The following is a 17,568-nucleotide window of genomic DNA, read 5'->3' on the forward strand; positions in this document are numbered from 1 at the left end:
CGGGCCTTGAGGCCGGGACGGAGAATTCGCGGCGGTGCGCGAAAGAGTAGGGCCTACCCGCTTCACTCGGGCGCGGGCATGGCATAGATACGGCTTCGACATCCACCGAAGCGGCGGGACCGCGCAGAGGGAGACATTCATGCTCAACAATATCGGCCTGCCCGGCCTCCTGCTGATCGCGGTCGTCGTCCTCGTCCTCTTCGGACGCGGCAAGATCTCCTCCCTCATGGGAGAGGTCGGCAAGGGCATCACTGCGTTCAAGAAGGGCGTCGGCGAAGGCTCGGAAGAGGAGCGTCAGAAGGACGCCACCCCGCGCGAGATCGCCGCCTCGAACGACGAGGTCGTCCATACCGGCGCCGCCACGGAGCGCGCGACGACCGGCGAGCGGGTGACGAGCGACGGATCGGTCGAGACGGAAAAGCGCAACGGCTGACCCGACCGGCAGGAGCCCCGCGCCATGTTCGATATCGGCATGACCGAACTTCTGGTCATCGGCGTCGTCGCGTTGATCGTCGTCGGGCCCAAGGACCTGCCGGGCATGTTCCGCACGCTCGGGCGGTTCACGGGAAAGATGAAGGGCATGGCGCGGGAATTCCAGCGCGCGATGGACGATGCGGCCGACGAGGCCGGGGTGAAGGACATCTCGAAGGACCTTAAGGGCCTGAAGAACCCCAAGCGTTACGGGCTCGACCGGCTGAACGAGGCCGCGGACGCGTTCGAGAAATGGGAGCCGGGCAAGTCGCCCTCGGCCAAGGTCGCGAAGCCCACCACGGGACCGGCCAAGGCCACGCCGCAGAAGGGCGCGGTCAAACAGACCGGAGACGCGGCGGCGAGCCCCGCCACCCCGAACCCGCCGGAGCGTGACGCGTGAGCGCCGAGGACGATATCGACGACAGCTCCGCCCCGCTGATCGAGCATCTGGCGGAGCTGCGGACGCGGCTCATCCGCTCCGTCGCGGCGTTCATCGTCGGCATGGTGATCAGTTTCACCGTCGCCACGCCGATCTTCAACTTCCTCACGGCGCCGCTTTGCGAGGCGCTGGCGCAGCGCGGTCAGGATTGCGACCTGATCTTCATCTCTCCGCAGGAGGGTTTCTTCGTCGCGATCAAGGTGTCGCTCTTGGGCGGGCTCTTCCTCGCCTTCCCGATCATCGCGACGCAGCTCTGGCGCTTCGTGGCGCCGGGGCTCTACCGCTCGGAGCGGGGCGCGTTCCTGCCGTTCCTGCTCGCGTCGCCCTTCATGTTCGTCATGGGCGCGGCCTTCGCCTTCTACGTCGTCACGCCGCTCGCCTACGACTTCTTCCTGGGCTTCCAGCAATTCGGGGCGCAGGGCGAAGCGCTGACGCCGGAGGCGAGCGCGCCGCTTTCCGTCGTGTTCCAGGGCTCCGCGCAGGAATACCTGAACCTCACGATCAAGTTCATCGTGTCCTTCGGGCTCTGCTTCCAGCTTCCGGTCCTGCTCACGCTGATGGGCAAGGCGGGGCTCGTCTCCTCCCGCGGGCTCGCCGATGTGCGGAAATACGCGGTGGTGGGCATCCTGGTGCTCGCGGCGCTGGTAACGCCGCCGGACGTGATCACGCAGGTCATCCTCTTCATCGTCGTCTACGGCCTCTACGAGATCTCCATCTTCCTCGTGCGCCGCGTGGAGAAGAAGCGCACGGAGGAGCTGCGCGCCGAGGGCGTGCTCGGGCCGGACGAGGAGCTCTACGATTACGACGACGATCTCGACGATGCGGAACCCGAGGACGAGACCAAGCGGCCGTGAGCGATGATCTGACCCGTATCGCGGAGGCGCTCGAGCGGATGTCTCCGCCGCCGCTCCGCGCGCCCGAATTCGACGCGGCCGACGCCTTCGTCTGGCACGTGGCACCCGACCGGCTTGTCCCCGTGCCGCGGGTCGCTCGCGTTGAGATGGCGCTTCTCGTGGGCATCGACCGGTCCCGCGACACGCTTCTGGAGAATACCCGCCACTTTGCGCGCGGCCGGCCCGCGAACAACGCGCTTCTCTGGGGCGCGCGGGGCATGGGGAAATCGAGCCTCGTCAAGGCGATCCACGCCGAGGTCGCGGCGGAGCATCCGCTCAAGATCGTGGAGGTCCAGCGCGAGGACCTGCCCACGATCGGGCGGCTCCTCGGGCATCTGCGGGCGGCGGATCACCGCTTCGTCCTCTTCTGCGACGATCTGAGCTTCAGCCACGACGACGAGCATTACAAGTCGCTGAAGGCGGTGCTCGATGGCGGGATCGAGGGGCGGCCCGACAACGTGGTCTTCTACGCCACGTCGAACCGCCGTCACCTGATGCCGCGCGACATGATCGAGAACGAGCGGACCACCGCGATCTCGCCGTCGGAGGCCACGGAGGAGAAGGTGTCGCTGTCGGACCGGTTCGGCCTCTGGCTCGGCTTCCATCCCTGCACGCAGGACGAGTATCTCGCGATGATCCGGGGCTATTGCGACGCGCACGGGGTCGAGATCGACGACGCCACGCTGCGCGCGGAGGCGATCGAGTGGCAGGCGACGCGCGGGGCGCGGTCGGGCCGCGTCGCCTGGCAGTTCTTCACCGATCTGGCGGGGCGGAAAGGCGTAGCCCTCCGCCCCTGAGCCTCATTCGAGGAAGCTGACGGGATCGACGCTGTCGAAACCCTGTCGCACCTCGAAATGCAGGAAGCTCGGGCTGGTGTTGCGGATCCGTGCGATGGTTTCGCCGCGCGCGACCGTGTCGCCCTTCTCCACGCTTACATCGTCGACGCCGGCATAGACGGTGAGCAGGTTCCCCTCGTGGCGCAGCACGATGATCGGGATCTGGTCGGTGTCGCGGGTGATCGCGGCGACGACCCCGCCATCGGCGGCCCGGACCGGCGCGCCGGGGCTCGCCGAGATGTCGATGCCGTCATTCGTCCCGCGCGAGAAGGCGCGGATGATCGGGCCGTTCACGGGCAGGGCGAGACGCGCGCCAGAGGCGCTTTCCGCCGTCGCTTCCTCCGCGAGGTCGGGCGAGGCGGGGACGTCGTCGGGCGGGGCCTGCGTCGCGTCCTCCTCGGGCAGGGGCTCCGCGGCCGAGGGCGGCTCCGGCGCGACGCTGCCCGCGCCGGGCGCGGAGGTGACGTTGGCGGGCGGCGCGGCGGCGGTCACGGTGGGGATCAGGAGGTACTGGCCGACGCGGACGGTCATGTCGGCGGGCAGCGCGTTCCAGTCCCTCAGCGCCTCCAGTGGCACGTTGTAGCGCCGCGCGATGGAGAAGGCGGTCTCCCCGCGCTGGACCTGGTGGCGTACAGGCTCGGGCCGCGCCGGGGTGCCTGCGGTCTCGGCGCGGATGATGGCGGAATTGGCGCGCTCCTCGAGCGGGGCCGTCGTCACCGCGCCGGGCATGGCGAGAGAGCTGTTGCCGCGGACCGGCGCGGCGGGCGTCGGGGTGGGCTCGGCCACGCGGCGGGGCAGGGCCACGATCTCGCCCGCGCGGAGCGGCACGCCGAGCGGCAGGCCGTTGAACCGGGCGATCTCCTGCGCTGGCAGTCCGACGCGGGAGGAGATCGCCTCGACCGTGTCGTTCCGCCCGGCCACCACAACCTGGTAATTCGGATAGGAGACGACGCCGCGTGCATCGGGCCGCGGCGGCGCCGCGACGGCGCGGGCGACGGCGGTGGACGTGTCGAAATTGTCGCCGATCCCGCCGCGCATGTCGAGGTCGAGACCCCCCATGCGGTCGCAGGACGCGATCGCTAGGAACGCGGTCGTCATAAGCCCCAGGCGCAGCCCGGTCGAAATGGTATCCATCGTGCTCGTCCTCGTCTCGACGCGCCGCCTCTCGCGGACGGTTCGCGCAGGACCCGTCCAGCTCGCGGCCTTCCGGGTGGTCGTCTAATCGCGCGCGAGCCCTTCGAGAAGCGGTACGAAGCGGACCGGGCGCAATTCCTCGTAATCGAAGCCGCCCTCGCGCCGGGTGACCTTGATCAATGTCTGCACCGCGTCGGACTGGCCGACGGGCACCACCATGATACCGCCGATCCGCAGTTCCGCCAAGAGCGGTCCGGGCGGGTCCTCGGCCGCGGCCGTGACGATGATGCGGTCGAAGGGGGCCTGTTCGGGGAAGCCGCGACTGCCATCGGCCGTAAATGTGGTGATATTGGCGAGACCGAGCGCCTCGAAGGTTTCGCGCGCCTCCTCGACGAGCCGCTTGTGGCGGTCCATCGTGTAGACCCGGCGGGCGAGATGCGAGAGGATCGCCGCCTGGTAGCCCGATCCGGTGCCGAGCTCGAGCACCTTGTCGCGCGGCTGCACGTCGAGCGCCTGTGTCATCAGCGCGACCACCGAGGGCTGGCTGATCGTCTGGCCGCAGGCGATGGGCAGAGGCATGTCGTCGTAGGCGCGGTCGGCGAAGATGCCCTTCACGAAGAGGCCGCGATCGACCTTCTCCATCGCGCCGAGGACGCGGGCATCGGTCACCCCGCGGGAGCGGAGCGCGAAGAGGAACTTCATCCGGGCCTCCGCGTCGAAGCTCATGGACCGCTGCTGTCGATGGCGTCGCGGAGGGAGGCGAGCGTGTCATGCGCGGTCAGATCGGCCCGGAGCGGCGTGACGGAGACGTAGCCCTCGAGGTTCAGCGCCGCGTCGGTTCCGTCGGCGGACGCGACCTGCTGCGCGCCGCCGCGGATCCAGGTGAAGCGCCGTCCCGAGGGGGCATGGTGGCGTTCCGTGGTGAAGGTGATGTCCGGCCGGCGACCCTGCGGACAGACGCGGATCCCTGCGACGTCGGACGCGGCACAAGGCGGGAAGTTGACGTTGTAAAACAGGCTGTAGGCGTTCGGATTGTCCGGCCGGGCGTCGAGGATCGCGCGCACGACGCGAGCGCCCCATTGCGCCGCCCCCTCGAACGGATTGTCGAGCTCACGCGTCGCGGGGCCGAGGAATTGCGACAGCGCGATCGACGGAATGCCCTGGAGCGCACCCTCCATCGCGCCGCCGATCGTGCCGGAATAGACCACATTCTCGGCCGCGTTGTTGCCCCGGTTGACGCCCGACAGGATGAGGTCCGGACGGTCGGGCAGGATGTCGTGGATGCCCGCGAGGACGCAATCGGCGGGCGACCCCTCCGCCGCCCAGCGCCGCTCGCCGAGCTCGGAGACCATCGTGGGATGGACGTAGCTGATGCAATGGCCGACGCCCGATTGCTCGAAGGCGGGGGCGACGGTCCAGACCTCTCCGCCCTCGCCGGCGATCTCGGCTCCGATCGCCTCGGCGACCTCGAGCCCGGGCGCGTTGATGCCGTCGTCGTTCGTGATGAGGATGCGCATGGATGTTTCCCTTGATTGGCGCCTGCATAAGGGAAGCGCGTTGCAGGGGAAAGGACCGCTCTCCCTGCGCCGTTCAGCAGGTCCCGGGCCGTGCGCGCTTGTCGAGCCGGGCGAGAAGCCTCCGCGCCTCCGCCCCCGGATCGGCGAGCGGGGCGCGATCCTCTCCGGGAAAGAAGCGGGCGCGGGTGGCGGTTGGCATGGGCGCGGGGGCGAGGATCTCCACCCGTGGGCCGGTCCGCACCGTTTCCGCCTGCCAGGAGCGGGCGAGCGCGATCTGCGCGGCCTTCGTCGCCCCGTAATGGCCGAAAAACTTCTCCCCTCCGCGCGTGTCGTCGAAGAAGACCGCCACCCCAGCAGGGGCCGCGAGGAGGAGCGGCTCGACCATCGGGATGAGGCCGGCGGTGGCCGTCGCGTTCACCGCGACGCTCTTCTGCCAGTCCTTGGCGCCCAGATGGCCCGCGGGGGCGAGGGGGCCCGCGTGGATCGCGGTATGCAGCCAGAGATCGGCATGGCCCCAGCGGTCGTGGATGCCGCGGCAGAGATGGGCCATCGCGTCCGCGTTCGTCACGTCCATCGGCGCGAGAGTGGCGGAGCCGCCGGCGGCCTGGATGCGGTCGTCGAGTTCCTCGAGCGCGCCCGTGGTGCGGGCGACGGCGACGACGTGATGGGTCGGCGCCAGGGCGAGGGCGAGGGCGGCGCCGAGCCCGCGGGAGGCGCCGGTGATGAGGGCCAGTTGCGTCATGGCGCGGGTCTCGGACGGATCGCGGCTGCGGTCAAGACGGAGCTATTCGGCCGCGGTCTTGAGCTCGAAGCCCTGCTCGATGCGATCCGAGGGCTCGATCGGGTAATCGCCGGAGAAGCAGGCGTCGCAATATTGCGGGGATTCGGCATCGCGTCCGCCGGCCTCGCCCACGGCGCGGTAGAGCCCGTCGAGGCTGATGAAGCGCAGCGAATCGACCCCCAGATGGTCGCGCATCTCCGCTTCCGACATGGAGGCGGCGAGGAGCTTGTCGCGATCGGGCGTGTCCACGCCGTAGAAGCAGGGCCAGGCCGTGGGCGGGCTCGCGATGCGAAAATGCACCTCCGCCGCGCCCGCATCGAGGATCATCTCCCGGATCTTGATCGAGGTCGTGCCGCGGACGACGGAATCGTCAACGAGCACCACGCGCTTGCCGCGGATGAGGGCGCGGTTCACGTTGAGCTTCAGCCGCACGCCCATGTTGCGGATCTGCTCCGTGGGCTCGATGAAGGTGCGGCCCATGTACTGGTTGCGGATGATCCCCATCGCGTAGGGAATGCCCGATTCCTGGCTGAAGCCGATCGCGGCGGGCGTGCCCGAATCGGGGACCGGGCAGACGAGATCGGCCTCCACCGGCGCCTCCCGGGCGAGCTCCACCCCGATCTGGCGCCGCGTCTCGTAGACGGAGCGGCCGCCGAGAATCGAATCGGGTCGCGAGAAATAGACGTGCTCGAAGACGCAGAAGCGCGGCTTGCGCGGCGCGAAGGGGCGGTGGGAGGTGAGCACGTCGTTCTCGACGATCACCATCTCGCCCGGCTCGACCTCGCGAACGAACTCCGCGCCGATGATGTCGAGCGCGCAGGTCTCCGACGAGAGCACCCAGCCTTCGCCAAGCCGGCCCAGGACGAGGGGCCGCACGCCCAGCGGGTCGCGCACGCCGATGAGCTTCGTGCGGGTCATCGCGACGATGGAGAAGGCCCCTTCCACGCGGCGCAGCGCGTCCTGCATCCGCTCGGGTACGCGGCGCTGCAGCGATCGGGCCATGAGGTGGATGATGCATTCGCTGTCGGAGTTCGACTGGAAGATCGAGCCCCGCTCGATGAGTTCGCGGCGGAGCGCGTTGGCATTCACGATGTTGCCGTTATGCGCGATCGCCGCCCCGCCTGCCGAGAACTCGCCGAAGAAGGGCTGCACGTCGCGGATCTGCGTGTTGCCCTTTGAGCCGGAGGTGGAATAGCGCACGTGCCCGATGGCGAGCGGGCCCGGCAGCGTGTCCATCAGCGACTGCTTGGTGAAATTGTCGCGCACGTAGCCGAAGCGGCGGGCGGAGTTGAAGCCGTGCTCCGCGTCGTGGCTGACGATCCCGCCCGCCTCCTGGCCGCGATGTTGCAGCGCGTGGAGGCCGAGGGCCACGAAATTGGCGGCATCCGCGACCCCGCCCACGCCGAATACGCCGCATTCCTCGTGCAGCGCATCGTCGTCGAAGGGATGGGCAGGGGGCATCTGGGTCATGGGAGCGACTCCGGGGGGCGAGGCGTCAGGGGGTTAGATATTCGCAACCGCACCTGCTGTCACCGGGTGCCCGCGTATTTCGTTCATTAATGCCTGAGGACCGGGACCAGCGAGGCCACGAGCAGCGCCGCCATCGTCCAGTTGAATGCGGTAAGGCGGCGCGTGGACCGCAGGAATCGCCGCATCTGCTGGCCAAGGACGACCCAGATGCTGATCGAGGGCAAGCTCACCGCGGAGAAGACAAGGGCGACGGTCACGATCGTGGCGGCGGTGCGCGCCGGTGCGTAGGCCGCGATGGCCGAGAGCGCGAGCGCCCAAGCCTTCGGGTTGACCCACTGGAAGAGCGCGGCCTGCAGAAAGCTCAGCGGACGGCCCTCCGCGCTCGCATCCTTCGGCGCCCCGGCATGGGCGATCTTCCAGGCGAGGTAGAGCAGGTAGAGGACGCTCGCGACCTCGAGCACCGTCTGACTGCCCGGAACGGCGTCGAAGACCTGCATGAGGCCGAGCCCCACGAGGGCGATCATCACCGGAAAGCCGATCGTGATCCCCAGCATGTGCGGGACCGTTCGACGGAACCCGAAATTTGCGCCCGAGGCGGTGAGCATGACGTTGTTGGGCCCGGGCGTCACCGTCGCCACGAAGGCGAAGAGCACGAGGCCCGCGAGGATCTCAGGCGCCATGGCGCATCGTCACGACGGGATCTCGCAAACGCCCACGAGCTGTTCGTAGCGCGCGACGATCCAGCCGGGCGCGTCGCTTGGGATCGCCTCGTCGATATTGCCGCGGGTGCGGGCGAAGATGAGCGCGGTGCGGCTCTCCTCCACCATCGGCACGGGCTCGGTCGCGGAGATGCGGTCGTAGACCACCATCGCCACGGCGACGAGCACCACGCCGCGCGCCACACCGAAGATGAAGCCCAGCACCTGGTCGATGCGGCCCACCGCGGTATCGCGAATCGAGCCCGAGAGGAGCGGCGTGAAGACCGACACGACGACGAGCGCCACGGCGAAGACCGCGGCGAAGGCGACGATGATCGACAGCTCGCAGGAATCGCCCAGGAAATCGCCGACGCGCGGTATCTCGCGCACGAGCGGCTGCAACGCCGGGGCGAGCACGAAGGCGAGGATCGCGGCGACGATCCAGCCGAGGATCGCCATCGCCTCCCGCACGAGGCCGCGCGCATAGGCGAGCAGCGCCGAGACGACGATGACACCCGCCACGAGCGCGTCGATGAGCGTGAAACCTTCCATGGGCCAAGCCTTCCCTATCCGGCGCCGAACATCTCTCCCACGAGGGTGGCGAGATCGGGGAATTGGCGCAGCGCCATCCCGTCCCCGGCGAGCGCCTTGGTCCGGGCGGGCGCGATTGCGGCGGAGAAACCAAGTTTCGCGGCCTCTTTCAACCGGTTTTCGCTCTGTCCCGCCGGCCGCAGGGCGCCGGAGAGGCTGATCTCGCCGAAAACCACGGTCTCCGGAGGCAGCGCGGTGTCCTCGCGGGCCGAGAGAAGTGCCAGCGCGACGGCGAGATCGGCCGCGGGCTCGCGCACCCTCAGGCCGCCCGCGACGTTGAGATAGACGTCGAGACCCGCGAAGGGCACGGCGCAGCGCGCCTCGAGCACCGCGAGGATCATGGCGAGCCGCCCGGCATCCCAACCCACGGTGGAGCGGCGCGGCTGGGCATGGGGCGTGGGGGCCACGAGGGCCTGGAATTCGCACAGAAGCGGCCGCGACCCCTCGATCCCCGCGAAGACGGCGGCGCCGGGCTGCGGCACCTCCCGTTCACCGAGGAACAGGGCGGAGGGGTTGGCGACTTCCGCGAGACCCGCGCCCGTCATCTCGAAGACGCCGATCTCGTCGGCGGGGCCGAAGCGGTTCTTGACCGCGCGGAGGATGCGGAACTGGTGGCCGCGCTCGCCCTCGAAATAGAGGACCGTGTCGACCATGTGCTCGACCACGCGGGGGCCGGCGATCTGGCCCTCCTTCGTGACGTGGCCGACGAGGACCACGGCGATCCCGTGGCGCTTGGCGAAAGTGGTGAGTTCATGGGCGGCCGCGCGGACCTGGCTCACGGAACCGGGCGCGCTGTCGACATTGTCGGCCCACATCGTCTGGATCGAATCGATGATCGCCAGCGCCGGCTTCTCCGCCTCGAGCGTGGTGAGGATCTCGCGCAGGTTCGTCTCGTTGGCGAGCAGCACCGGCGCGTCGCCGAGACCCATCCGCTGCGCCCGCATCCGCACCTGCGCGCCAGCCTCCTCGCCCGAGACGTAGATGGCCTTCAGCCCCGCATTGGCGAAGCTCGCGGCGGCCTGGAGGAGGAGCGTGGACTTGCCGATGCCCGGATCGCCGCCGACGAGGATCGCGGAGGCCGGAACCAGCCCGCCGCCCAGGACGCGGTCGAATTCCGCGAGGCCCGACCGCGTGCGCGGCGGTGGCGCCTCGGCGGAGGCGAGGTCGGTCAGCACCATACCGCGCCCGCGCTTCGTCCCGAGCGATTTCGCGGCGGGGCCGGCGGTGAGCGGCGCCTCCTCCACGATCGTGTTCCAGGCGCCGCAGACGTCGCAGCGGCCCGACCACTTGGTATGGGCCGCGCCGCAGGCGGTGCAGGTGAAACCGGGGGTCTTGGCCATGCGCTCTTCTGCCCCGCGGCGCGGGGCAGGGCAAGGCGGCCTATTCTGCGGCCTTCACCTTGGCGGGAATCGCGACCACGTTGCCGCGGCGAGCCTTGAAGCCGAGCCCCCGCAGGAGGTCGCCGAACTCTTCCTCGAGCCGGGCGAGGCGGCTCTCGATCACCGATTCCTCCACCTCCAGCCGCTCGTGATGCCGGCGCAATTCATGCCCCGCGGCGAGGGCGCATTCGATGCGCTCCTCGAAGAGCGCGATCTCCTCCTGCCGATGGCGCAGGAAGTCGCGGGCGCGGGCGACGTTCTCGTCGCTGTAGGTTTCCGCGAGCATGCGGGAGGCCTGCGACATCTGCGCCGCCGTCTCGATCACGTCGGGTTCGAGATTGCCGAGATCGGGATGGGTGCGGAGATAGGTGATCCGCTCCTTCACCGCGTCGAATTCCGAGGCGAGCGTAAAGACGCCCCGCCGGTCGGCCGCGTGACAGGCGCGATAGGCGTCCGCGACGTCGGCCATGGTGAGGGTGAACGTGCGATGCGAGCGTTCGAGGGCGAGCACCCGGCCCATCGCGGGCAATGCCGCCACGAGGCAGAGGAGCAAGATCGTGACGCCGATCTGCACCGCCATTCCCGCACCCGCGAAGACGACGTCGCCGAAGCGCAGTTCGAGCGTGAGGAAGGGCAGAAGATCGAGCGCTCCGGCGATCGTGGCGCCGAGCGCCGCGAACGCGGCCGCGCCGAGCACGATCATCGCCGTGACGTTCAGCCACCGCGTCGGTCCCGCGGCGGTAATCGGGGCATGTCGGGGCATCGTCACCCTCCTTCGTATCGGCGGATTTTCGCCAATTTCGGGAGGTATTCGTCGCATGTTTGGGTTTTCGAGATGTTACCCGATCCGGTGAAAATGCACGCTGTGTCTGCGGCGCCTCATACAACGCATTGTGAATATAGAAACTTTGCATCGGGATCACGGCGACTGTCGCTGCGACGAATGCGCCCGGCGCGGCCGATCCTCAGATTCCGGCGTAATTCCGGACGTAGCGCGGCCCGAGGCTCGTCAGGATCTCGTAGCCGATCGTGCCCGCTGAATCGGCCAGGTCGTCCACGCCCTGATGCCGTCCGAGGATGTCGAGATGGCTCGGGTCGGTGTCGAGATGGCCGATATCGACCGTCAGGAGATCCATCGAGACGCGCCCGGCCAGCGGGCAGGGCACCGCGCCGTGGAACACCACCGCCTCGCCCCCCATCGCCCGGATGAGGCCATCGGCATAGCCCGCCGAGAGCGTGGCGATGCGCGTCGGCGCGGACGCCTCGAAGCTGCCGCCGTAGCCCACGATCTCGCCGCTCGCCACGTCGCGGCACTGGATGACGGGCAGGCTCAGCCGCAGGACGGGACGGGCATCGGCGAAAGGCCGCCCGCCGTAGAGGCCGATGCCGGGCCGCGTCAGGTCGAAGTGGAAGCCCGGTCCGAGCAGGATGCCGCCGGTCGCGGCGAGCGAGCGCGGGGCGGAGATCCCGTCCGTCATCTCGCGGAAGGTGCGAAGCTGCCGGGCGTTCCGGGCATCGTCGCGGTCGTCGGCGCAGGCGAGGTGGCTCATCACGAGCACCGGCCCGCGCGGCAGGACGATGTCGCGGATCGCGGCCCATTCGTCGGGCTCGATCCCGAGACGGTTCATGCCGGTGTCGAGCTGCAACCCGAAGCGCGCGCCGGGCAGCGTCTCGACGTGGCGGGTGATCTGCTCGATCGAGTTCAGCATGGGAACGAGGCCGAGCCCGCGGATCAGGTCGGTATCGCCTGCCATGTGACCGGAGAAGACCATGATCTCCGCCTCCGGACCGAGGGCCTGGCGAAGCGCCGCGCCCTCTTCGGCCACGGCGACGAAGAACTTGCGCGCCCCTGCATCGCGAAGCGCCGAGGCCACCCGTGCAATGCCGAGACCGTAAGCATCGGCCTTGACCACGGCCGCCGTTTCCGTGGAGGCATCCGTCCGCCCGTCGAGCGCGCGCCAGTTGGCGACGATGGCGTCGAGATCGATCGTGAGTGTCGCGGTTCCCATGCCCTTCTCTCCCCCGCCGCCCCGGCGGGGTCAAGGGCGCCGACGGGGCCGCGGCGCATGTGTCAGGGGAAGTCGTAGATGCGGCGGTTGCGTTCCCAGATCCGCTCGCCCGCGAGGCAATCGGCGGTCTCCTCCTCCCGGTACTGGGCGGGCAGGATCCGCTCGGGCAGGGAGCCCGCGAGTTCGAGCACGAGCTTGCGCCGGATCGCCGCGCCGAATTCCGCCCAGGTGTAGACGGGCAGCATGAAGGCACCCGGGCCGCCGATCACGCAATCGGCGTAGTACTGGTCGAGATCATCGAGATGCCAGCGCTGTCCCATCCCCTCCTGCGTCATCAGGGGCAAACCGTTGATGGTGATGCCGCGGGAGATGACGGCGTCGCGCACGCCGGGCACCGGCCGCCCCTCGTTGTTCGGCCCGTCGCCGGAGATGTCGATCACGCGGCGCAGCCCGTCGATCCCGTTCTCCTCGATATGCCGCGCCCCCCAGGCGAGGGCGCCCGAGATCGAGGTGCGCCGCATCGAGGGGTTGAACGCGATACCGAGATCGTCGGACAGGCTTCGAGCATCCTCCGCGCTCTCGAGGATCCGCCACTCGATCACGATCCTCTGCGAACCGGCCCCGGCCCATTCCGCGTAGGAGATCGCGACGCGGCCGAGAAAGCCACCGAGCATCGCGTCGATCACGTCGGGCGCCGCAAGCGCCTCCGCGTAGCCGCGCCGTTGGATCTCGAGCTCGTTCGGCGTCATCGAACGGGAAACGTCGACGAGGAGCAGAAGCTCGACATCGACCTCCTCGGCCAGCTGCGCATGGGCCGTACCCCATCCGAGGAGGAGGGCGGCAAGGCATGTGGGAACCCGCATGGGTGCGATCAGAGCAACCGCCGCCCGTCCTGTAAAGTCACAGCCGCGTGCGCGCCGCCCCGGTCAGAAGCGGTCGGCCCCACCCTGCCAGGGTTGAACGAGGTTGCCGAAGCGGGTGAAGCGCCCCTCGAAGGAGAGATCGACCGAGCCGATGGGGCCGTGGCGCTGCTTGCCGATGATGACTTCGGCACGGCCGTGCAGTTTCTCCATCTCGTCCTGCCAGGAGGCCATCTTGTCGAGCTCGTGATCGCCCGGCTTCTCGCGCTCCTTGTAGTATTCCTCGCGGAACACGAACATCACCACGTCCGCATCCTGCTCGATCGAGCCCGATTCGCGCAGGTCCGACAGCTGCGGGCGCTTGTCCTCTCGGTTCTCCACCTGCCGCGAGAGCTGCGAGAGGGCGACGACGGGGATGTCGAGCTCCTTGGCGATGGCCTTCAGGCCTTGCGTGATCTCGGAGATCTCGTTGACGCGGTTCTCGCTGCGTCCCGCGCCGCGGACGAGCTGGAGATAGTCGACGAAGAGCGCGTCGAGCCCGTGCTCGCGCTTGAGCCGCCGCGCGCGGGCGGCGAGCTGGCTGATCGGGAGCGCCGCCGTGTCGTCGATATAGAGCGGGCAGGCCTCGAGGGCTTTCGCGGCCTCCACGAAGCGGCGGAACTCCGACTCGTTCATATCGCCGCGCCGGATCTGTTCGGACGGCACCTCGGAGGCTTCGGAAAGGATCCGCGCGGCGAGCTGCTCCGCGCTCATCTCGAGCGAAAAGAACCCCACGACGCCGCCATCGACCGCGCCTTCGCTGCCGTCGGGACGTTTGCCGCGGCGATAGGCGCGCGCGATATTGAAGGCGATGTTCGTGGCGAGCGACGTCTTGCCCATGGAGGGGCGGCCCGCGAGGATCAGAAGGTCGGACTTGTGGAGCCCCCCGAGCTTCTTGTCGAGATCGATGAGCCCCGTCGACGCGCCCGCGAGGCCGCCCTCGCGCTGATAGGCGGCGTTGGCGACATTCACGGCGTCGGTCACGGCGGAAAGGAACGACTGGAAGCCCTGGTTCACCTGGCCCTGCTCGCCGAGCTTGTAGAGCGCCTGTTCGGCCTCCACGATCTGCTCCCGCGGTTCGGAGGCCACGTCGACCTTGCCGGCCCTCGTCGCGATGTCGCGGCCGAGCTCGATGAGCTTCCGGCGGATCGACAGGTCGTAGATCATCTGCGCGTAGTCGCGCGCGGCGTAGGACGAGATTGCGGCGCCCGCGAGGCGGACGAGATAGGACGGCCCGCCGAGCTCCTTCAGCCCTGGCTCGTCCTCGAGGAACGCCTTCAGCGTCACCGGCGAGGCGAGCGCGTTCTTGGCGATCCGGGCGGCCGCGACCTCGTAGATCCGGGCGTGGACGGGATCGTAGAAATGACTGTCGTTGATGATCGCGGCGACGCGGTCATAGACGTCGTTATTCGTGAGGATTGCACCCAGAAGTTGTTGTTCGGCCTCGACATTGTGCGGAAGTACTTCGGCGTCCGCGTCGGCCCGCTCGTGCTCGATCCGTGAGACCTCGTTCATGTCCGCCCCTGTTCCTGCCCGTTTCATCGGACTTACGGTGTGCCCACCGCTGCGTTCAAGACGCATATTTCGGTGAGAGATTTTCCGCCTTCATACCATATCCTGTGGGAAAGCCAAAGACTTCCACAGGATCGGGCGGGTTTCAGATCGCGGTGGATAAAACCGGGGATATCATGTGGGCGAATCCGCCGCCCGCCGCGCCTCCTGCCAGGTCCGCGGATCGCGCAGGAAGACGTCGACCGCCTCCATCGTCTCGTCTGTGAAACTTCCGGTTGCGCGCGCAGCGGCCAGGACGTCCCACCATGTGCAGAGCGCGTGGAGCTGCACGCCGTGATCGCCGAGCGTCCGTTTCGTCTCCGGGAAGATGCCGTAGGAGAAGATGACGGCGGTATGCGCGCAGGACGCGCCCGTCTCCCGGATCGCGTCGACGAAGCTGATCTTGGAGCCGCCATCGGTCGTCAGGTCCTCGACGAGGAGCACGCGGTCCCCCTCGGCAATCACGCCCTCGATCCGCGCGTTGCGGCCGTAGCCCTTGGGCTTCTTGCGAACGTAGGTCATGGGCAGCGCCATCCGCTCCGCGATCAGCGCCGCGAAGGGGATGCCCGCCGTCTCTCCGCCCGCGACGCAATCGAACGCCTCGAAGCCCGCGTCGCGCATCACGGTCGCGGTCAGGAAATCCATCAGCGTTGCGCGGATGCGCGGGAAGGAGATGAGCTTGCGGCAATCGATATACGTGGGAGAGGGAAGGCCGGAGGCGAGCGTGTAGGGTTCCTCGGGGCGGAAATGCACGGCGCCCACCTCGAGCAGCATGGTGGCGGTGAGCCGGGCGATCTCCTCCCTCGGGGGGAAGCTCGTGGGGATCATCGTGCAATCCTTCTCATGCGGGATCGTCGGCAACGCGCCAGTGGAGGGCCATGCCGGGATCGAACACGGTCACGGGGCCGTCGCCCGTCTCGATGGCGGCGGGATAGGCGACGGGCTCTCCCTTTTCCAGCGTGATCGTCTCCTCGTTGGGGGGGAGGCGATAGAAGGCCGGGCCGTTGAGGGACACGAATTGCTCCAGATGATGCAGCGCCGTCTGTCCCTCGAACATCTCAGCCAGCACCGAGAGCGTGTTCGTCGCGGTGAAGCACCCCGCGCAGCCGCATGGCGCGAGCTTCGCCGGGTCGGGATGCGGCGCGCTGTCGGTGCCGAGGAAAAAGGACGCGTCGCCGGAGGTCGCGGCGTCGAGGAGCGCCCGGCGGTGCGTTTCCCGCTTGGCGACGGGCAGGCAGTAGTAATGCGGTTTGATCCCGCCCGCGAGGATGTGGTTGCGATTGATGACGAGATGGTGGGCGGTGATCGTCGCGGCGAGGTCGTCGCCGCCCGCGCGGACGTAATCCACCGCGTCCGAGGTCGTCACGTGCTCCATGACCACCCTGAGGCCCGGGATGTCGCGCCGGATCGGGTCGAGTACGCGGTCGATGAAGACGGCCTCGCGGTCGAAGATGTCGACCTCCGCATCCGTCACCTCCCCGTGGACGAGGAGCGGCAGACCGATCTGCGCCATGTTTTCGAGCACGCGCCGCACCTTCGAGAAGTCGCGCACGCCGGAGGCGGAATTCGTGGTCGCCCCCGCGGGATAAAGCTTCACCGCGGTGATGAGACCGATCTCGGCGGCGGCGCGCAGATCGCGGACCTCCGTCTCCTCTGTGAGATAGAGCGTCATCAGCGGGCGGAACTTCGAGCCGCGGGGTTTCGCGGCGAGGATGCGATCCCGGTATTCGGCGGCGTCGCGGCCCGTCACCACGGGAGGGACGAGGTTCGGCATGATGATGGCGCGGGCGAAGTGCCGCGTCGTTTCGGGCAGCACGGCCTCCATCATCGCGCCGTCGCGCAGATGCAGGTGCCAATCGTCGGGGCGTCGGAGGGTCAATCGGTCCATGATCCTCGGGCTACACGCTCCCGATGGAGAGGGGAAGCGGCCACTTTGGCTTGACCCCGCCGGGACGGAATGCAGTCTCGTGGCAGGAGGAACGACATGTCGCACGAACCCGGCTCCATCGACGCGGTGCAGGAGTTGCTGGCCGGCGAGGCGTATGTCTGCGGTCGTCCGCTCGCGACCCTCGTCTTCCTGGCCCTCCGGCTCGGTCGGCCGCTCTTTCTCGAAGGCGAGGCCGGGACAGGCAAGACCGAGATCGCCAAGGCGCTCGCCGCGGCGCTGGGCCGGAAGCTCATCCGTCTGCAATGCTACGAGGGGCTCGATGCGGCCTCGGCCGTCTACGAGTGGAACTTCGCGGAGCAGATGATCGCGATCCGCACCGCGGAGGCCGCGGGCGGCGCGGACCGCACGGCCCTGAAAGCGGAGCTCTTCACCGAGGAGTACCTCATCGCGCGGCCGCTCCTGCAGGCGATGCGGCCGCAGCCGGGCGGCGCGCCGGTCCTGCTCATCGACGAGATCGACCGCACCGACGCGCCCTTCGAGGCGTTCCTGCTCGAGGCGCTGTCGGATTTCGCGGTCACGATCCCGGAGCTCGGCACGATCGCCGCGCCGGAACGGCCGATCGTGATCCTGACCTCCAACCGCACGCGGGAGGTACACGACGCGCTCAAGCGGCGCTGTCTCTACCACTGGGTCGAGTATCCGGATTTCGAGCGGGAGATGGAGGTTCTCGCCGCCCGCGTCCCCGAGGCTTCGGACCGGCTCAGCCGGGAGGTGGTGGCCTTCGTCCAGCGGCTGCGCACGGAGGACCTCTTCAAGCGGCCCGGCGTGGCGGAAACGATCGACTGGGCGAAATGCCTGCTCGCGCTCGACATGATGGAGCTTTCGCCGCAGGTGATCGCCGACACGCTCGGCGCGCTCCTGAAGTACCAGGACGACATCGCGGCGCTGCAGGGGTCGGAGGCCGCGCGGATCCTCGACGAGGCGCGGGGGGCGCTCGCGGCGGGATGAGCAT

Annotated in this window: 18 protein-coding genes and 1 pseudogene; 5 read left to right on the plus strand and 14 right to left on the minus strand. The window is 68.8% G+C overall.

The annotated features are described in order from the left end of the window. Positions 1 to 139 precede the first annotated feature (139 nt). The 4 genes and pseudogenes from LX81_RS23290 to LX81_RS04640 form a co-directional block, all read left to right on the plus strand. Positions 140 to 319 (plus strand): annotated as a pseudogene (locus tag LX81_RS23290) (twin-arginine translocase TatA/TatE family subunit); the annotation flags it as partial. Between the two features lie 138 nt (positions 320 to 457). Then, positions 458 to 871 (plus strand): Sec-independent protein translocase protein TatB, encoded by a 414-nt coding sequence (gene tatB / locus LX81_RS04630; protein WP_111536127.1) that lies wholly within the window; start codon positions 458 to 460, stop codon positions 869 to 871. After that, positions 868 to 1,764 carry a twin-arginine translocase subunit TatC gene (gene tatC, locus LX81_RS04635; protein ID WP_111536128.1) on the plus strand — a complete coding sequence of 299 codons (897 nt, stop codon included), beginning with the start codon at positions 868 to 870 and terminating at the stop codon, positions 1,762 to 1,764. Before tatB ends, tatC begins: the two co-directional genes overlap by 4 nt. A 38-nt stretch (positions 1,765 to 1,802) precedes the next feature. Beyond that, complete coding sequence (locus LX81_RS04640) at positions 1,803 to 2,600, plus strand: ATP-binding protein (RefSeq protein ID WP_111536376.1); 798 nt, start codon at positions 1,803 to 1,805, stop codon at positions 2,598 to 2,600. Positions 2,601 to 2,603: 3 nt separating this feature from the next. On the opposite strand, the gene LX81_RS04645 is transcribed toward LX81_RS04640, so the two are convergent. The 14 genes from LX81_RS04645 to pyrC form a co-directional block, all read right to left on the minus strand. Beyond that, on the minus strand, positions 2,604 to 3,773 hold the full coding sequence (locus LX81_RS04645; protein ID WP_111536129.1) for a M23 family metallopeptidase: 1,170 nt from the start codon (positions 3,771 to 3,773) through the stop codon (positions 2,604 to 2,606). 84 nt (positions 3,774 to 3,857) lie between these two features. Continuing rightward, complete coding sequence (locus LX81_RS04650) at positions 3,858 to 4,499, minus strand: protein-L-isoaspartate(D-aspartate) O-methyltransferase (protein ID WP_111536130.1); 642 nt, start codon at positions 4,497 to 4,499, stop codon at positions 3,858 to 3,860. Next, positions 4,496 to 5,290 carry a 5'/3'-nucleotidase SurE gene (surE, locus tag LX81_RS04655; protein ID WP_111536131.1) on the minus strand — a complete coding sequence of 265 codons (795 nt, stop codon included), beginning with the start codon at positions 5,288 to 5,290 and terminating at the stop codon, positions 4,496 to 4,498. Before surE ends, LX81_RS04650 begins: the two co-directional genes overlap by 4 nt. A 73-nt stretch (positions 5,291 to 5,363) precedes the next feature. Further along, positions 5,364 to 6,032, minus strand: coding sequence for an SDR family NAD(P)-dependent oxidoreductase (locus LX81_RS04660; protein ID WP_111536132.1), 669 nt, complete (start codon positions 6,030 to 6,032; stop codon positions 5,364 to 5,366). A gap of 42 nt (positions 6,033 to 6,074) precedes the next feature. Beyond that, positions 6,075 to 7,532 carry an amidophosphoribosyltransferase gene (purF, locus tag LX81_RS04665; RefSeq protein WP_111536377.1) on the minus strand — a complete coding sequence of 486 codons (1,458 nt, stop codon included), beginning with the start codon at positions 7,530 to 7,532 and terminating at the stop codon, positions 6,075 to 6,077. A 95-nt stretch (positions 7,533 to 7,627) separates the two neighbouring features. Further along, positions 7,628 to 8,221 carry a LysE family translocator gene (locus tag LX81_RS04670; protein ID WP_111536133.1) on the minus strand — a complete coding sequence of 198 codons (594 nt, stop codon included), beginning with the start codon at positions 8,219 to 8,221 and terminating at the stop codon, positions 7,628 to 7,630. Between the two features lie 9 nt (positions 8,222 to 8,230). Next, positions 8,231 to 8,791, minus strand: coding sequence for a CvpA family protein (locus tag LX81_RS04675; protein WP_111536134.1), 561 nt, complete (start codon positions 8,789 to 8,791; stop codon positions 8,231 to 8,233). Between the two features lie 14 nt (positions 8,792 to 8,805). Then, positions 8,806 to 10,170: a DNA repair protein RadA gene (radA, locus tag LX81_RS04680; protein WP_111536135.1), complete on the minus strand. Its 1,365-nt coding sequence runs from the start codon at positions 10,168 to 10,170 to the stop codon at positions 8,806 to 8,808. 40 nt (positions 10,171 to 10,210) lie between these two features. Continuing rightward, positions 10,211 to 10,972 carry a DNA repair protein gene (locus LX81_RS04685; protein ID WP_111536136.1) on the minus strand — a complete coding sequence of 254 codons (762 nt, stop codon included), beginning with the start codon at positions 10,970 to 10,972 and terminating at the stop codon, positions 10,211 to 10,213. Positions 10,973 to 11,174: 202 nt separating this feature from the next. Continuing rightward, a complete protein-coding gene (gene alr, locus LX81_RS04690; protein WP_111536137.1) occupies positions 11,175 to 12,218 on the minus strand; it encodes an alanine racemase in 1,044 nt (347 codons plus the stop codon). 62 nt (positions 12,219 to 12,280) lie between these two features. Continuing rightward, entirely contained in the window at positions 12,281 to 13,081 is an 801-nt protein-coding gene (locus tag LX81_RS04695; RefSeq protein ID WP_111536138.1) for a DUF1194 domain-containing protein, read from the minus strand. Between the two features lie 63 nt (positions 13,082 to 13,144). After that, positions 13,145 to 14,632 carry a replicative DNA helicase gene (locus LX81_RS04700; protein WP_111536139.1) on the minus strand — a complete coding sequence of 496 codons (1,488 nt, stop codon included), beginning with the start codon at positions 14,630 to 14,632 and terminating at the stop codon, positions 13,145 to 13,147. Positions 14,633 to 14,803: 171 nt separating this feature from the next. Next, entirely contained in the window at positions 14,804 to 15,496 is a 693-nt protein-coding gene (locus LX81_RS04705) for an orotate phosphoribosyltransferase (RefSeq protein WP_111536140.1), read from the minus strand. A 13-nt stretch (positions 15,497 to 15,509) separates the two neighbouring features. Next, entirely contained in the window at positions 15,510 to 16,556 is a 1,047-nt protein-coding gene (gene pyrC / locus LX81_RS04710) for a dihydroorotase (RefSeq protein WP_111536141.1), read from the minus strand. A gap of 96 nt (positions 16,557 to 16,652) precedes the next feature. Here pyrC and LX81_RS04715 point away from each other — a divergent pair, with 96 nt between their 5' ends. Next, positions 16,653 to 17,564 carry an AAA family ATPase gene (locus LX81_RS04715; RefSeq protein ID WP_111536142.1) on the plus strand — a complete coding sequence of 304 codons (912 nt, stop codon included), beginning with the start codon at positions 16,653 to 16,655 and terminating at the stop codon, positions 17,562 to 17,564. Positions 17,565 to 17,568: the final 4 nt, after the last annotated feature.

Source organism: Palleronia aestuarii, assembly GCF_003253995.1.
GTDB lineage: Bacteria > Pseudomonadota > Alphaproteobacteria > Rhodobacterales > Rhodobacteraceae > Palleronia > Palleronia aestuarii.

Excerpts from the sequence above, each read along its gene's own strand:
- LX81_RS04660 (WP_111536132.1), bottom strand. The coding sequence starts at position 6,032 with ATGACGCAACTGGCCCTCATCACCGGCGCCTCCCGCGGGCTCGGCGCC.
- LX81_RS04650 (WP_111536130.1), bottom strand. The coding sequence starts at position 4,499 with ATGAGCTTCGACGCGGAGGCCCGGATGAAGTTCCTCTTCGCGCTCCGC.
- alr (WP_111536137.1), bottom strand. The coding sequence starts at position 12,218 with ATGGGAACCGCGACACTCACGATCGATCTCGACGCCATCGTCGCCAAC.
- purF (WP_111536377.1), bottom strand. The coding sequence starts at position 7,532 with ATGCCCCCTGCCCATCCCTTCGACGACGATGCGCTGCACGAGGAATGC.
- pyrC (WP_111536141.1), bottom strand. The coding sequence starts at position 16,556 with ATGGACCGATTGACCCTCCGACGCCCCGACGATTGGCACCTGCATCTG.
- LX81_RS04705 (WP_111536140.1), bottom strand. The coding sequence starts at position 15,496 with ATGATCCCCACGAGCTTCCCCCCGAGGGAGGAGATCGCCCGGCTCACC.
- tatB (WP_111536127.1), top strand. The coding sequence starts at position 458 with ATGTTCGATATCGGCATGACCGAACTTCTGGTCATCGGCGTCGTCGCG.
- LX81_RS04715 (WP_111536142.1), top strand. The coding sequence starts at position 16,653 with ATGTCGCACGAACCCGGCTCCATCGACGCGGTGCAGGAGTTGCTGGCC.
- radA (WP_111536135.1), bottom strand. The coding sequence starts at position 10,170 with ATGGCCAAGACCCCCGGTTTCACCTGCACCGCCTGCGGCGCGGCCCAT.
- surE (WP_111536131.1), bottom strand. The coding sequence starts at position 5,290 with ATGCGCATCCTCATCACGAACGACGACGGCATCAACGCGCCCGGGCTC.
- LX81_RS04675 (WP_111536134.1), bottom strand. The coding sequence starts at position 8,791 with ATGGAAGGTTTCACGCTCATCGACGCGCTCGTGGCGGGTGTCATCGTC.
- LX81_RS04640 (WP_111536376.1), top strand. The coding sequence starts at position 1,803 with ATGTCTCCGCCGCCGCTCCGCGCGCCCGAATTCGACGCGGCCGACGCC.
- LX81_RS04685 (WP_111536136.1), bottom strand. The coding sequence starts at position 10,972 with ATGCCCCGACATGCCCCGATTACCGCCGCGGGACCGACGCGGTGGCTG.
- LX81_RS04670 (WP_111536133.1), bottom strand. The coding sequence starts at position 8,221 with ATGGCGCCTGAGATCCTCGCGGGCCTCGTGCTCTTCGCCTTCGTGGCG.
- LX81_RS04645 (WP_111536129.1), bottom strand. The coding sequence starts at position 3,773 with ATGGATACCATTTCGACCGGGCTGCGCCTGGGGCTTATGACGACCGCG.
- LX81_RS04695 (WP_111536138.1), bottom strand. The coding sequence starts at position 13,081 with ATGCGGGTTCCCACATGCCTTGCCGCCCTCCTCCTCGGATGGGGTACG.
- LX81_RS04700 (WP_111536139.1), bottom strand. The coding sequence starts at position 14,632 with ATGAACGAGGTCTCACGGATCGAGCACGAGCGGGCCGACGCGGACGCC.